Source organism: Polaribacter sp. R77954, from assembly GCF_044595335.1.
GTDB lineage: Bacteria > Bacteroidota > Bacteroidia > Flavobacteriales > Flavobacteriaceae > Polaribacter.
The window spans coordinates 1,938,521-1,953,000 of the sequence record NZ_CP138992.1; the positions used below are offsets into that span (position 1 = coordinate 1,938,521).

General features: G+C 28.5%; 16 protein-coding genes. All 16 read left to right on the plus strand.

Annotated elements, in window-relative coordinates:
• Nucleotides 1-6: 6 nt before the first annotated feature.
• The 16 genes from SJY27_RS08255 to SJY27_RS08330 all read left to right on the plus strand — a co-directional run bounded on the left by SJY27_RS08255 (nt 7) and on the right by SJY27_RS08330 (nt 13,972).
• Nucleotides 7-426: a hypothetical protein gene (locus tag SJY27_RS08255; RefSeq protein WP_397447789.1), complete on the plus strand. Its 420-nt coding sequence runs from the start codon at nt 7-9 to the stop codon at nt 424-426.
• Nucleotides 413-742: a hypothetical protein gene (locus tag SJY27_RS08260; protein WP_397447790.1), complete on the plus strand. Its 330-nt coding sequence runs from the start codon at nt 413-415 to the stop codon at nt 740-742. Before SJY27_RS08255 ends, SJY27_RS08260 begins: the two co-directional genes overlap by 14 nt.
• Before the next feature lie 154 nt (nt 743-896).
• The gene (locus SJY27_RS08265) at nt 897-1,340 is read left to right on the plus strand and encodes a hypothetical protein (RefSeq protein ID WP_397447791.1); all 444 of its coding nucleotides are present in this window, start codon (nt 897-899) and stop codon (nt 1,338-1,340) included.
• Complete coding sequence (locus SJY27_RS08270) at nt 1,334-1,747, plus strand: contact-dependent growth inhibition system immunity protein (protein ID WP_397447792.1); 414 nt, start codon at nt 1,334-1,336, stop codon at nt 1,745-1,747. Before SJY27_RS08265 ends, SJY27_RS08270 begins: the two co-directional genes overlap by 7 nt.
• A gap of 622 nt (nt 1,748-2,369) precedes the next feature.
• Entirely contained in the window at nt 2,370-2,978 is a 609-nt protein-coding gene (locus tag SJY27_RS08275; RefSeq protein WP_397447793.1) for a hypothetical protein, read from the plus strand.
• Between the two features lie 145 nt (nt 2,979-3,123).
• Nucleotides 3,124-3,960 (plus strand): DUF5919 domain-containing protein, encoded by an 837-nt coding sequence (locus SJY27_RS08280; RefSeq protein ID WP_397447794.1) that lies wholly within the window; start codon nt 3,124-3,126, stop codon nt 3,958-3,960.
• A gap of 199 nt (nt 3,961-4,159) precedes the next feature.
• Nucleotides 4,160-4,645, plus strand: a complete 486-nt coding sequence (locus SJY27_RS08285; RefSeq protein ID WP_397447795.1) for a hypothetical protein — start codon at nt 4,160-4,162, stop codon at nt 4,643-4,645.
• 181 nt (nt 4,646-4,826) lie between these two features.
• Nucleotides 4,827-5,663, plus strand: a complete 837-nt coding sequence (locus SJY27_RS08290; protein WP_397447796.1) for a DUF6602 domain-containing protein — start codon at nt 4,827-4,829, stop codon at nt 5,661-5,663.
• Nucleotides 5,664-6,761: 1,098 nt separating this feature from the next.
• Nucleotides 6,762-6,950, plus strand: coding sequence for a hypothetical protein (locus SJY27_RS08295; RefSeq protein ID WP_397447797.1), 189 nt, complete (start codon nt 6,762-6,764; stop codon nt 6,948-6,950).
• The gene (locus tag SJY27_RS08300) at nt 6,919-7,221 is read left to right on the plus strand and encodes a hypothetical protein (RefSeq protein ID WP_397447798.1); all 303 of its coding nucleotides are present in this window, start codon (nt 6,919-6,921) and stop codon (nt 7,219-7,221) included. The genes SJY27_RS08295 and SJY27_RS08300 overlap by 32 nt, the downstream gene beginning before the upstream one ends.
• A gap of 268 nt (nt 7,222-7,489) precedes the next feature.
• Nucleotides 7,490-8,065 (plus strand): DUF4870 domain-containing protein, encoded by a 576-nt coding sequence (locus tag SJY27_RS08305; protein ID WP_397447799.1) that lies wholly within the window; start codon nt 7,490-7,492, stop codon nt 8,063-8,065.
• 161 nt (nt 8,066-8,226) lie between these two features.
• Nucleotides 8,227-9,195 carry a hypothetical protein gene (locus SJY27_RS08310; RefSeq protein ID WP_397447800.1) on the plus strand — a complete coding sequence of 323 codons (969 nt, stop codon included), beginning with the start codon at nt 8,227-8,229 and terminating at the stop codon, nt 9,193-9,195.
• A 654-nt stretch (nt 9,196-9,849) separates the two neighbouring features.
• Nucleotides 9,850-10,527: a hypothetical protein gene (locus SJY27_RS08315; RefSeq protein ID WP_397447801.1), complete on the plus strand. Its 678-nt coding sequence runs from the start codon at nt 9,850-9,852 to the stop codon at nt 10,525-10,527.
• A gap of 178 nt (nt 10,528-10,705) precedes the next feature.
• Nucleotides 10,706-11,674: an HTH domain-containing protein gene (locus SJY27_RS08320; protein WP_397447802.1), complete on the plus strand. Its 969-nt coding sequence runs from the start codon at nt 10,706-10,708 to the stop codon at nt 11,672-11,674.
• Nucleotides 11,675-11,824: 150 nt separating this feature from the next.
• Nucleotides 11,825-12,661, plus strand: coding sequence for a hypothetical protein (locus SJY27_RS08325; RefSeq protein ID WP_397447803.1), 837 nt, complete (start codon nt 11,825-11,827; stop codon nt 12,659-12,661).
• A gap of 783 nt (nt 12,662-13,444) precedes the next feature.
• Nucleotides 13,445-13,972, plus strand: coding sequence for a hypothetical protein (locus SJY27_RS08330; RefSeq protein WP_397447804.1), 528 nt, complete (start codon nt 13,445-13,447; stop codon nt 13,970-13,972).
• Nucleotides 13,973-14,480: the final 508 nt, after the last annotated feature.

Consider the following 14,480-nt stretch of genomic DNA (forward strand, 5'->3'; position numbering starts at 1 on the left):
CTCAAAATGAATGAATTTAACGATATTGAACTTCTCTTTTTAAAGAAACTTTTAAGTAAAGTCAAATATGAAAATTTGAATTTATTTGAATCAAATCAATTCGCAAATAGCCCAATAGGAAATTCAATTCTCGAGAAAATAAAAATGAAATTTGAAACTAAACTCTCTGGAATTAATAAACGGAATAATAACACCAAAATACCTGAATTTCGATTTGAACTTGACAATTATATTGGAAAATCAATTGTGGAAAGATTGAATGAAATGGATAAAAACTCTTTTCAAGCCATCTCTGAATGGAGTCAAACTGAAACCGAAAAGTTTGCAAAAGATATTTTAGGACCAATAGAATATAAAAAAACTGAATTAACTAAACTGACTGAATTTTTAACCCAAAAAGCGAAAGAAAAAAATGAAATTAAGTAATTCCTTTAGTGGAGCATTAAGAACATTTTCTTACTTCATTGCTAGTGGAACACATTATCAATTAGAAGGAATTAATTATTTAGAATTATTTGGAAATGAACCAAGTGCAATAGAACAAGCATTTGCAATTTTTGTAAATGTTATTGAATTGAATGAAGATGGAATTGTGCTTAATGCAAAATATGCTGAAAAAAGAGCTGTTGATTACATTAGGTCTTACTGTGATTCTGAATTTGAAGTAATCCCACCATATGAAGATTGGGAAATTGAATTACATTATCCTCCACCTCTTAAAGATATAAAAACCAGTGGCTAACACCGTGTAAAAAAAATTGCTGGTAAAAGCCTACTTACGAAAATCCTCTCGGATTTTCTTGGTTTGTGTATTATTTAGTAACTTTATTGCTTAAACCACGCAACTTTTCCTACACAAACACGTTGGCAACAAGCACAAAACCGCACGTTGAAAAATGAAAATATTGAAAAAAATAAAACGAAATTCAATAATTCTTACCGTAATTCTACATTCATTTATAATTCTCGGAGTTGGACACGGAATTGGTATAATGGGAATTATAGATATTGCGAGTATTCCTAATTTAATTGATAATTATGGTTTTACATTAAGTGGCGAATTTAATGATAAAATTATGACAATTGGGTTTATATCTTTAATTGGAAAAATATTGTTAATCTTTAGTTTATTTCAAAAAAAAGAATTGTCCGAAAAAATATTTGAAATTATCGGAATTGTTCTTTTGTGGATTTCAGTTTATTTTTTGTCGTCTGGAAATTGGAATTATAATTTTGTTTATGCAATTGCATTTTGGACAAGTATTCCATTTTTAATTTCATCTTTAAATTTAGCTTTTCTTATATTTAAAAAACAAAGAAAAAATAAATTGGAATGTTAGAAAAATCAATAGAACAATTAGAAAATAATTATTGGAAAAAAGAATCTGAATTTCCAACTACTTTAATTGAAAAATGTTTTGAATATAGGAAAATCAAACTTTCTGAATTGTCAACTGAACAAATTAGACTTCTAATCTCACAAGAAATAGGAATTGATTTTTTAATTGAAATTGCAATAAAGAAACTTGAACAAAATATAATCGCAGAAGGAAATTTGTATGAAGGAGATTTATTAGATTCTGTTTCAAAAATATCAACTGAATTTTGGAGTAAAAACAAATTTGAATTAAAGAAATTGAAAACTATTATTGAAAAAAATAAAGAGACAATAAAAACTGAAATGGGAGAAAAGGAATATGAACGAATTTGGGAAAGAATAAAAGCCAGTTGCCAACAACATATATAATTTATTGCTGGCTACTTGCTTACTTGCGAAAATCCTCGCGGATTTTCTTTGTCAGTAATTATTTACTAAATTAGTTGCTTAAACCACGCAACAAACCATATATAAACACGTTGTAAATAATGCGTGAATCCACTCAGACTCTTAAAAGTTGGAGTTTTAAAAATGGTGGAATTTGAGCAAATTGTGTGAATTTTGAAACGCTCTAAAAATGGAATTTAAAAATTGCTGAACAGACTCTCGATAACCTTGAATTTTGAATAAATTGAGAATTAAAAATGTTGGAATTTACTCAAACTCGGAATTGCAAAACGTGGGAATCTTAGCAAAACGTGTGAATGAAAAAATGGAACTTAGCATCTTGTGGAATTGAAAATCTTTGCGGAATTTTCTCTCAAACTCTGAATTTGGACAAAATTGAAAACAAAATGAATTATAAATCTTAAAAAAAGCACTATTTACAACAATGCCTATATTTAATTGCTGCTTTATTTTTCCTTCGGAAAAATACGCAGGCACAAAGTTGTTTGACTTTTTTTGCTTATTTTTAGCTAAACTAAACCGCAACTAAAACATAGCCTAGAACGTTAGCAACTATTTAGGACGAAAATTACGTTTGAATAAAATGAATGAAATTTTATATAAAACTAAACCAAGATTAATTCTTTCAGGAGGACTTTTCTCTAGTTTCATTTTCAGTTTTGTATTTATGCTTTTTTGTCTTCAAGTTTCAACTGGGGAAAATAAAATCGTTGGTTATCTCTTTGTAGCTATTTTCTCTTTATTTTCTATTTTATGTTTGTATCAATTAATTAAAATCAAAATATTGAAAATATCTAAAAATGGAATAGAAATAAAAAAATATTTACTTCCTCAAAAAAGGAATTTAAAGTTTGAAGAAATAAAAACCATAAAACAAAGTGAAGTAAAAACAAGAATTTATCCAGGAGTGAATATGTTTGAGAAAGGATATTTGTTATATAATTATAAGACTACAATCTCTTTGAAAAATTCAGAAAACATTGAACTAATGAGTTTGAGTGAGACTGACTTTTATGAAGTTGAAAAACTTTTTTTTAAACTTAAAAGAAAAGAAGGAAAAATAAGAAAAATTGAGAATAAATTTTCTCTAACTCTTTTCATACTTGAGAATATAGGAACATTAATTTTTATAATAATTATTAACATTTTGAGTATTGGATTATTAGTTGAAATAATAAAAAACAGTTGCTAACACCGTACAAAATTAATTGCTTGTTTTTTGCCTACTTACGAAAATCCTCGCGGATTTTCTTTGTTAGTAATTATTTAGTAAATTTAGTGCTTAAACCACGCAACTAACCTTGTACAAACACGTTGGCAATAATAAACACAAACCTATGACTAAAAGGGAATTACAAGAAGAAAGAAATAAAATAAGAAAAGAAAAGAATAACTATAAGTCTTTGCTCACAATGCTTATTATAATTGGAATTGGAGTTGTTTTATTCTACAATGGCAATACTCAAACAGACAAATTTTTAGCTTCAATTTACACGAGCCTTGGAGGAGCTATATTATCTGCTGGAGTTATAGGTTTTGCATATGGCATATTCTTAAAAAGAAGTTTTTTAAAAGAAGTTCAAGATTCGATTGACACTCAATTTGACATAAGGTATGATGAATTAAAATCATTTAAGGAATCCGGCATTATTTTTTCTTATAATCAATTTCCAACAGAAAGTATTAAAAATAAAATAAATACATCAGAAAAAAGCATAAGGATACTTGATACTTGGATTGGAAATTATATGGAACTGGAAAGCACATTAGAATCAGCAATAAAAAAAGGCGTGGAAGTTGAAATTTTGCTGTTAAATCCAGATTGCCAACAAGCAATTCAAAGAAGTGACGATATTGGAAAAACAAGCAATACCTATGTCAAAGACCAAATTAGAATAAATCTGGAATCTATTTCCTTAATGTATGATAAATTAAAAAAGCCAAGTAATTTAAAAGTTCGGATTTATGATGCAACACCTGTATTCACATCATATTCAACAGATAAAAGTACATTTATTGGGTTTTATTGGAGGAAAAGTAATGCTGAAAAAGGGAACTATTTAGAAGTGAATAATTCTAATTATGGTTTTGGAAAGAGAGTTAAAATACATTTCGTTGATTTATGGAATTCTGTTGAAAATGAAGTTGATTTAAATAATTTTTTAACTGAATAAAAATTACTATTGCCAACAACGTGTATAATTAATTGCTTTGGCAAGTGCTTATTTGGAAAATTCCTTCGGAATTTTCTCGCGTTCGTTTTTGTTTACTAAATTAGTTGCTTAAACACGCAACTAACCATACACAAAACCGTTGTAGTGCATTTGAGCGCAACCAATCGAATGTGAAAGCATCTAAATAAAAACCTGAATTATGAAAAAATTACTTACTCTTTTTTTAATTGGAATTTTATTCACAAGTTGTTCTAATGACGATGACAGCGGAATTGACTGTTCACTTTTTGACCCAGCATTTCCTGAATTGTATATTAGATTAGTTGATGAAACTGGTGCCAATTTAATTGAAAATGGAACATTCGACCCTGAAAATATAACTGTTGAAGGTGACTTTTCAAATCCAGACTTTCGATATATTCCGCCCAGTGAATATGACGATGAATATATAAGAAAGTATGACAATACTATTTATCTATTTATTCCTAACGAATCAAATTTTGAGTACACAATTAATTTGGACAACTCGACATCAATCATTTTGAACTTAGAAGCAAGATTTGCTGAACTTCCTTGTGGAGTATCTTACTTTATACCAACTAAACTGACTTATAATGACCAAAACGTGGAATCAGAAAATGCAGAAACTGATGAACTGATATTCTTAGCGGAAATTGAAATATAAAAACGCACTACAACACCGTATAAAATTAATGGCTAGTTCTCGCCTACTTACGAAAATCCTCTCGGATTTTCTATCTCGCATTTATTTGCTAAATTAGGTGCTTAAACACGCCACTAATCTTATACAATCACGTTAGCGGTCATTTGAGAATACATTAACCATAAAATAAAGTAACTAAATAATGAACAAAAGGTATTTAGAAATATTCAAAATTAAAGCAGATAATTTCATTACCGATTTAGAAAGAGCAAAAAGTTTATACGAAGATTTGTCAAAGAAAAATAACCTAATACATTCTGGTGAATATGGAATGTACAAAGAGAGAACTTTACGCGAATTGTTAAAGTTTATTGTCCCTTTTAAATACGAGATTACTGATGGTTATATTATCAATTCATCTGATGAAACTTCAACTCAATGTGATATTATATTGTTTGACAAAGTAAACACACCTTTAATAGAATTTGGAAATAGATTTCAATTTATACCTGTTGAATCGGTAGTTGGAATTGGAGAAGTTAAATCAACACTTACGAAAAATCAATTAATCGATACTGCTCTTAAACTTTCAAAAAACAAACAAATCTGCAAACCATCAAGCGAATACTCTAAATTAAATCCTAATTACAAATTAGAATTATTCGCCCCTTTCTCATTTATTATTTGTGACAATATTATCGGAATAAATGACAACTATACTTTTAAAGACTTGGTAAAGGATATTGCTAAAAAATATAAAGAAGAAAATATCGAAGTAAATAATTTTTTCAACATAATTATATGCTTGTCTGAATTGAAAGCGATTGGATACCGAACTTCGTGTGAATTCAAAAATCCAGACGTAGCTGAAGGAACAAAAATTTATTATCCATTTAGGTGGGGAATAGAAATGAATGGCTCTATAGTTAACTGTTCTGACAAATATAATCTTATAAGAGAATTCGCAAGTTCTTTGGCTCAATCATTAAATCAAAGGCGGGAATATTTTCCAGACCCTGTTGATTATCTTTGGGAATAATTTTTAACCCAAATGTTGAACATAAGAAAATATCGGAACAAAAAACGAACCGCTAACACCGTGTATAATTAATTGCTGGTTTTAGCCAATTTACGAAAGTCCTCGCGGACTTTCTATCTGTGTTTTATTTACTAACTTTAGTGCTTAAAACACACAACTAATCATACACAAAAACGTTATGTTTTATTGCTCAGGAAAATCTAAACGCTGGAAAAAAATGCTGAACACTCTCTCGCGAATTTTAAAAAATCAAATCAAAGCGGAAATTTTACGCGGGAATTTTCTCTACTTTGGAATTCTTGACGTTTTGGGAAAAAAATAATTGGGGAAAATATCGCGCGAATTAAAAATCAAAGCGGAATCTAAACGTAAGAATTAACTCTGAAAAAGGAATTTAACAGAAATAAAAAAAAGCTCAAAAAAGGAAATTAAAAATAGGAAAAAAAATGAAAACGGAATCTGAACTTGCTTACTCAAACGTATCACAACAAAACATAACACCGTGTAAAATTTATTGCTTTTTATGGTTTTTCTTACGAAAAACCTCGGAAACGCTAAAGTTTTAGTTTAATAAACTATTTTTTTCGCTAAATTTACGCAACAAATAATACACATAAACGTTATGTTTTATTGCTCAGGAAAATCTAAACGCATGAAAAAAATGCTGAACACTCTCTCGCGAATTTTTAAAAAGTCAAATCAGAGCGAAAATTTTACGCGGGAATTTTCTCTACTTTGGAATTCTTGACGTTTTGTGAAAAAATTAATTAAGGAAAAATATCGAGCGAATTACAAATCAAAACGGAATCGAAACGTAAAAATTAACTTTCAAAAAAAGGAATTTAACAGCAATTAAAATAAATAAAAAAAGCTCAAAAAAGGAAATTAAAAAAACGTGAAAAAATTGAAAACGGAATCTGAACTTGCTTACTCAAACGTATCGCAACAAAACATAACACCGTGTAAAATTTATTGCTTTATAGGGTTTTTCTTACGAAAAACCTCGGAAACGCTAAAGTTTTAGTATAATAAACTATTTTTTTAGCTAAATTTACGCAACAAATAATACACATAAACGTTAGGTGCAATTCCAAAAAAATGAAGAAAACGACTATAATTCTTTTATTGATTATCAATTCTTTTGTTGTTTACTCACAATCTGAAATTAGAACTTCTGACAAAAGTGAAAAAGATATTTATAAATGGATTACAACTATCAGCAAAGGAGAATTATTTATCCCTGAAAAGGAGAATAATGAGGAATTTCCAATTGGAGAATTTTTATAGAATAATTATTACAACATCAGGAATATATAACGGAATTTATATTGAAAAAGGAATAGAAAGCGAAAACGGAGGAGGAACAAAAATCATATGGAAAAGATTAGTAAACGAAGATGACTTTTACTCAAATTTTTCTTTGAAAGGAGAATTTTCAGGCGTGGAATTTATTAAATGGAATTCTTGGAATTCGTTTATTGTAAAAATACAAGGAAAAGAATACCAATTTAATGGAATTGAAAAAACTGAAATTAAAGTTGAAAATTTGAAAATTTGAAAAAGTTGAAAAAATAAAAAACTGCACCTAACACTGTGTAAAATTTATTGCTTTTTAAGGTTTTTCTGGCGAAAAACCTCGCAAGCGTAAAAGTCTGTAATTATTAGTTATTTTTAGCTAAATTTACGCAACAAACCTTACACAACAACGTTGTGTGTCATACTGAAAAACAGCACTTTGACACTAATGACGTAAGAATGACATAGTAAAGACGCTATCAATATGATAAAAAGGAAATACTTTTACTTTGAATAAAAAACATATTGAAATGAATAATTTGAATTTAGCAGAAAGAGTAAAAGAATTAAGAAAAAGAAAAGGAATTTCCCAAGAAAATTTAGCGGAAAAATCTGGTTTAAGTTTAAGAACTATCCAGAGAATTGAGAATAATGAGACAATTCCTAGAGGAGATACTTTAAAAAGACTAGCTGTTGCATTAGATACATCACCTGATGAACTAATAGACTGGAAAATAAAAGAAGATAGAAACTATTTGTCTTTAATGAATCTCTCTACTCTGGGGTTTTTATTTTTTCCATTACTTGGAATAATAATTCCTTTAATAATGTGGACTTTTAAAAAAGACAAGGTAAAAGGTGTAAACGAATTAGGAAAATCAATATTGAATTTTCAAATATCTTGGTGTCTTTCATTATTCTTATGTTACATCTTTATATTTGGGAAAATATTTTTATTCAGAGGAGGAATGTCGAGTATTTTTATAGTTTATATTCCAATAATAATTCTTTATGGATATAACGTAGTAATAATAATATTTAACACAATAAGAATTAATAGTAACAAAACATTTCAGTATAGACCAGCATTAAAATTGTTGAGATAAAAAGTACGTCACACAACAACATATATAATTTATTGCTTGCTTCTTGCTTACTTGCGAAAATCCTTGCGGATTTTCTTTGTCAGTAATTATTTACTAAATTAGGTGCTTTAACCACGCAACAAATCATATATAAACACGTTGTGCATAATTAACCAAACTCTATGAAAGAAGTGAATTGCCTTACCGCAGTTTTTTATTTAGAAACTGAAAAAAATTTATCTTTAGATATAATAGAAGAAATTGGTTTCGGAATATCAAGCAAAAAATCTCTCGTTGAAAAAAAAATGAATCGACGAAATATTAAAGAAATAATTGGACTTGCAGAACATCATAGTATTCTAAATATTGGACTAATACTTTTTCTGAAAGAAGATGAGAAAGATTATCCAACTGAATTTGACGAACGAAACTATTTAATTCGTTTTTTAAAGCTATCTGAATTCTTTTGTCAGGCACTTTGGATGGTTAAAGATAATTCTGTACACTATGAATTAGGACACTTATTCTATGAAGCGAATAACTCATTAAATGTACATTCGAATATGTGGAATTCATCTTACAGCACTTCAATTGGAACAGTTGAACCCACTTATTTTAATAAAGAAGAAATTGTTGAAGCTATAAATATTTTACCTGCTGTTATTTCTATAAATCTATTAAAAAAACCATTAGAAAATGAATCAGTAAGATTAACATCAAAAATATCGAGATTAAGTCGTGCATTTTATTTTCTAACATCTGCCAGAAACACAGATGATATCGGAACAAAAGTTTCAATTTATTGCTCTGTGTTAGAAAGTCTATTTTCAATTTCAAATTCAGAACTACGACACAGACTTTCTGAAACTGTAAGTTTCTTTTTAGAAAATGAATATGAGAATAAAATAAAGCTTTACAAGATTCTAAAATTAGCATATGATATTAGGTCTTCAGTTGTACACGGAGACGGATTGTCATCAAAATTTTTGAAAAGTGAATCCAAACTATTGTTATCAACGGCTAAAGATGTTGACGATATAATTAGAAGATGTTTTAGAAAAATTATAAGTGACGAATTTTTATATGAGCTATTTACAGAAAAGGATAAAGACGAAATTGGCTTATATTTCCAAGAATTAATTTTCAAATAACTATGCACAACACCGTGTATAATTAATTGCTTGGTTTTAGCCAATTTACGAAAGTCCTTGCGGACTTTCTATCTGTGTTTTATTTACTAACTTTAGTGCTTAAAACGCGCAACTAATCATACACAACAACGTTGTAAATAATGCGTGAATCCACTCAAATTCGTGAAAGTTGGAGTTTAAAAATGGTGGAATTTGAGCATAAAGTGTAAATTTGAAAAGCTCTAAAAATGGAATTTAAAAATTGCTGAACAGACTCTCGCTAACGTTGAATTTTGAATAAAATGAAAAAGAAAAATGTTGGAATCTACTCCAACTCGGAATCACAAAAAGTGGGAATCACAGCAAAACGTGTGAATAAAAAACTGGAATTTGGCTACTTATGGAATTGAAAATCTTTGCGGAATTTTCTCTTGAAAACAAAATTTGAATGAAACGAAAAATAAACTGAATTATGAATTAAAAAAAGCACTATTTACAACACCGTGTAAAATTTATTGCTTTTTCTGGTTTTTCTTACGAAAAACCTCGGAAACGCTAAAGTTTTAGTATAATAAACTATTTTTTTCGCTAAATTTACGCAACAAATAATACACATAAACGTTGTGTACAATACCCAAGCAGGGTGGAAAAAGGAATGAATGGAAAAATTGAATTATGACAGATGAAGAAATAGAAAACTCTTTACGACAACCTATTTTAAAGTATATAGATAATATTGAAAAAGAAAGATTAAAGTCTGAAAAATTTATTTTTAATTACTTAACGAAAAAAGGAGGAAAAGGTAAAATAGATAATTTATTGCTAAAGGTAAATGGTATTGATTTATCAGTAAAATATTTCTTGGAAAGTATTGAATTTTATACAAAAAAAACACCTTTAATAAAGATACTAAAACAAAGTAAAGATAAAGCAACTCTTGAATTAACATTAAGTGGTGAATTATTTTACAAAGACAATTATAAAATAGAAGTTAAAATTCCTTCTTTACTTTTAAGGTTAAAAGTATGTTTAAGAAATACATTTAATATTTTATGGATATGGTTAGAAAAGTTTGACAAAAAGGTTCAAAAATTTTGGAAAAGTGGGATTATGTTAGTTATAGTTTTTATTATTGGTAATTTAACAAAAATTGATTTTTTTAATTCTAAAAGTAATAACCAAAAAGAAACACAACAAATAATTGATACAATCCGTAAATTGAAGTATTTTCAAACCTTTTCAGACTCTCTTTTGAGAGAAATAGAGCAAAAGGAAAAGATAATAAAGGAATATAAACAGGCTCAAAAAGAGAGTATTTTAACACATCAAAACGACTCTTTAAAAAAGAAATAAATGATTTCAATAGTACTGTACACAACAAGGTGTATAATAAATAAGGGTCTTTGTTGTTAACTTTTAATTAGTACTTTATTTTTATCTTTTTGCATTAGCCGAATGGTAATTTATACACTTACCCTTACTTACCATACACCTAATACGTTCTACACAATTTGACCAACAACACGAATAAATGACTATAAAAGAAGCTATTTTAAAAGTATTAGAAGACAACATTGGTTCTTTCACATATTTGGAAGTTCTGAAAATGATTGACGAAAAGAATTATATTGATTGGGGAAATGCAAAAACTCCTTCTGATACAATTGGAGCTCAATTAGGCCATTTTATTAGACAAAATGACTCAAGAGTTAAGCGAGTTAAAGGGAAAAAAGGATTTGAATACTATTTAGCAAAATACGAAAGCGAGTTAAATTTATCCGAAGTTGTTGAAAAGGAATCTTTAATTAAAAAACCAGCTTCAAAAAAGTATCAAGAACGAGATTTACATAAACTTTTAAGCTCTTATTTAAAAAGTCAAAATATATACTCGAAAACAATATTCCACGAAAAATCAGCGAATAGTAAAGATGACCATCAAAAATGGATTCATCCGGATATGTTAGGAATTGACTTTTTGAACCTTAAAAACTCATCAAGTAATGCCTTATTAAAAGTTATAAATAAAGCAGACGCATTTAACTTGATATCGTACGAATTAAAAAGAGAAATAAAATCTGACTACGAATTGAAAAAATGCTTCTTCCAAGCTGTTTCGAATTCAAGTTGGGCGAATTATGGATATTTAGTTGCATTTGAGATAAGTAAAAACTTAATGAATGAAATGGAACGACTTAACCAATCTTTCGGAATTGGAATTATAGAATTAAACGGAAACCCATACGAAAGCAAAATTTTGTTTCAACCAACTTACAAAGAATTGGATTTTAAGACAATTGACAAGTTGTGCGAAATAAATACTGAATTTGAAAAATTTATTGGACAAACCGAAACTATGTTAATTGCTCCCGAAAAGTATGTAGAAGGAACAAAAAAGGAATTTGAAAGTTTTTGTGACGATTATTTTAAAACAGATTCCGAAATTGAAAAGTATTGTAAGGAAAAGAATATTCCTTTAGAAGAAGAAGAAAAAACTGTGTAGAACACCGTATATAATTTATTGCTAGTTCTAGCCTACTTACGAAAATCCTCGCGGATTTTCTATTCGGTTTGTATTTGCTAAATTAGTTGCTTGAAACACGCAACAAACCATATACAACAACGTTACCCATAATTAAAAAAACATACGCAAATGAAAGAACCTCTTCCAATCATTGAACCTTTAGTTACTGGTTATAAAGAATTAAATATTGGAGAGTTTCTAAAAACAAAGCAATTTAAAAGATATTGCAACAAAGTCGGAATTGCTGACTTTTGGAGGCAAATCTTTGAGCACGTTGAAAACTCACGAACTTTTTACTCTGTTGGAATGGATACTGTTCGTTGGGATTCTATTGACACATTTGTTATTCTATTAAATGAACTTTTTGAAAAAGAGAATAATAATTTCTTCAATTTCAATTTGGACTTTCTAACTATTTATTGCGATTGGGAAAAAGAAGAGACTGATTTATCAGAGATAATTGAAGACTTAACAATTCTTTCTGCACCGAACTCAATTTTGGAAAAAATCAAAAAACTGAATAACAATGGAATTTCACCTGTTCCAAAAACAAAAATTTCGGAATACATCTGGAACGCTGAAAAATTGGAATTGTCAATAAATAAAATGGACGATTCAATTAAAAATGGCGAATATAATCTGACTTTGACTTATGCTTATTCTTGTTTAGAGGGTTTATTTAGAGCATTTATAGAAAAGAACATTCCTGAAAAAACGGGAGAAACTGACCTATCAAAATTATCTAAAATCGTTAAAGACTATTTGAAATCCGATTTTGATAATAACGACATTGAATACCCTGAACAAATGATAAACCTTATTGGAACAATGACAAATGCAATTTCTAACGCTCGAAATGGATTTAGCGAATCACATTTTGACCGTAATTCTGACAAATGGCTTGCGGAATTTTCAAGAGATTGTGTAAACTCAATTGGACGGCTGATAATAAAATTTGTAGAATAACTATGGGTAACAATGTGTATAATTCATTGCTAGTTAGAGCTTACTTACGAAAGTCCTTGCGGACTTTCTATCTGTGATTTATTTGCTAACTTTAGTGCTTAAACACGCAACGAAATCATACACTAGACCGTTGTAAATAATGCGTGAATCCACTCAAATTCGTGAAAGTTGAAGTTTAAAAATGGTGGAATTTGAGCATAAAGTGTAAATTTGAAAAGCTCTAAAAATGGAATTTAAAAATTGCTGAACAGACTCTCGCTAACGTTGAATTTTGAATAAAATGAAAAAGAAAAATGTTGGAATCTACTCCAAATCGGAATCACAAAAAGTGGGAATCACAGCAAAACGTGTGAATAAAAAACTGGAATTTAGCTACTTATGGAATTGAAAATCTTTGCGGAATTTTCTCTTGAAAACAAAATTTGAATGAAACGAAAAATAAACTGAATTATGAATTAAAAAAAGCACTATTTACAACACCGTGTAAAATTTATTGCTTTTTCTGGTTTTTCTTACGAAAAACCTCGGAAACGCTAAAGTTTTAGTTTAAGTAGCTTTTTTTCGCTAAATTTACGCAACAAATAATACACATAAACGTTGTAAAACATTAAAATGAAATCGAATTAATAATTTAAATAACAAAATATGAGTTTAAACGTAGACTGCCCAAAATGTAATTCTGAAAGTGCTTTTTTTAATGGAGTGTGTTATGAATGTCCTAATTGTGACCATGAATGGGGAGAAATTGAAATTGAGGACTAATAAATTTTAAAGATAAATAAAATGGTATTTACATTAACAACGTTAGTAATAAGTTCAATTGGTTTCCTAATTATTGGTATAGTTTCTGCCCGTTTTTTTTATTCAAAAAAGAGTTACAGAGATGGGAAAGAAGAAGGAGCGTATGAAAAAGAAAAAGAACTTTTTTACGAACAAAATACAAAAAGTTTGAAAACCAAACTTGAATTAAAGGAACTTGAATTAAAATATAGAGACGGTATAAAAGCAGGTAAAATAGAAGAAAGAAAAAAATTAGATATTCTAATTACACCTCAAATTTTTGTTCGAGACAATTTATTGAGTAAATCTTTAACAAGCGGTTATACTAAACAAATTACATATGATGGATTCCCTATTGGCGAAACTAAATTTTATATTGAAGAAGAAATAGAGAAATTTAAAGATGAAAATCTGAAATATGTTGTAGATAAGCTTCAAGAAACTGTATTACAAATATCAGATAAATTAATTGATAGAGGATTTAGTGTATTAGCGAAAGCGACACCATCAAAACCGACAATTAAAAAATAACGTTTTACAACACCGTATAAACTTTATTGCTGGCTAATTGATTACTTACGAAAGTCCTCGCGGACTTTCTCGGTTCTTAATTATTTACTAACTTTACTGCAAAACCAACGCAACAAAGCTTATACAACAACGTTATGTTTTATTGCTCAGGAAAATCTAAACGCAGGAAAAAAATGCTGAACAGTCTCTCGCGAATTTTGAAAAAGTCAAATCAGGGCGAAAATTTTACGCGGGAATTTTCTCTAATTTAGAATTCCTGACGTTTTGTGAAAAAATTAAATGGGGAAAAATATCGCGCGAATTAAAAATCAAAACGGAATCTAAACGCAAGAATTAACTCCGAAAAAGGAATTTAATAGAAATAATAAATAAAAAAAGCTCAAAAAAGGAAATTATAAAAGCTTGAAAAAATTGAAAACGGAATCTGAACTTGCTTACTCAAACGTATCGCAACAAAACATAACACCGTGTAAAATTTATTGCTTTTTATGGTTTTTCTTACGAAAAA

What these genes read in the sequence shown, in the direction of transcription:
- SJY27_RS08255 (WP_397447789.1), top strand. Translation starts at nt 7, where the DNA reads ATGAATGAATTTAACGATATTGAACTTCTCTTTTTAAAGAAACTTTTA.
- SJY27_RS08260 (WP_397447790.1), top strand. Translation starts at nt 413, where the DNA reads ATGAAATTAAGTAATTCCTTTAGTGGAGCATTAAGAACATTTTCTTAC.
- SJY27_RS08265 (WP_397447791.1), top strand. Translation starts at nt 897, where the DNA reads ATGAAAATATTGAAAAAAATAAAACGAAATTCAATAATTCTTACCGTA.
- SJY27_RS08270 (WP_397447792.1), top strand. Translation starts at nt 1,334, where the DNA reads ATGTTAGAAAAATCAATAGAACAATTAGAAAATAATTATTGGAAAAAA.
- SJY27_RS08275 (WP_397447793.1), top strand. Translation starts at nt 2,370, where the DNA reads ATGAATGAAATTTTATATAAAACTAAACCAAGATTAATTCTTTCAGGA.
- SJY27_RS08280 (WP_397447794.1), top strand. Translation starts at nt 3,124, where the DNA reads ATGACTAAAAGGGAATTACAAGAAGAAAGAAATAAAATAAGAAAAGAA.
- SJY27_RS08285 (WP_397447795.1), top strand. Translation starts at nt 4,160, where the DNA reads ATGAAAAAATTACTTACTCTTTTTTTAATTGGAATTTTATTCACAAGT.
- SJY27_RS08290 (WP_397447796.1), top strand. Translation starts at nt 4,827, where the DNA reads ATGAACAAAAGGTATTTAGAAATATTCAAAATTAAAGCAGATAATTTC.
- SJY27_RS08295 (WP_397447797.1), top strand. Translation starts at nt 6,762, where the DNA reads ATGAAGAAAACGACTATAATTCTTTTATTGATTATCAATTCTTTTGTT.
- SJY27_RS08300 (WP_397447798.1), top strand. Translation starts at nt 6,919, where the DNA reads ATGAGGAATTTCCAATTGGAGAATTTTTATAGAATAATTATTACAACA.
- SJY27_RS08305 (WP_397447799.1), top strand. Translation starts at nt 7,490, where the DNA reads ATGAATAATTTGAATTTAGCAGAAAGAGTAAAAGAATTAAGAAAAAGA.
- SJY27_RS08310 (WP_397447800.1), top strand. Translation starts at nt 8,227, where the DNA reads ATGAAAGAAGTGAATTGCCTTACCGCAGTTTTTTATTTAGAAACTGAA.
- SJY27_RS08315 (WP_397447801.1), top strand. Translation starts at nt 9,850, where the DNA reads ATGACAGATGAAGAAATAGAAAACTCTTTACGACAACCTATTTTAAAG.
- SJY27_RS08320 (WP_397447802.1), top strand. Translation starts at nt 10,706, where the DNA reads ATGACTATAAAAGAAGCTATTTTAAAAGTATTAGAAGACAACATTGGT.
- SJY27_RS08325 (WP_397447803.1), top strand. Translation starts at nt 11,825, where the DNA reads ATGAAAGAACCTCTTCCAATCATTGAACCTTTAGTTACTGGTTATAAA.
- SJY27_RS08330 (WP_397447804.1), top strand. Translation starts at nt 13,445, where the DNA reads ATGGTATTTACATTAACAACGTTAGTAATAAGTTCAATTGGTTTCCTA.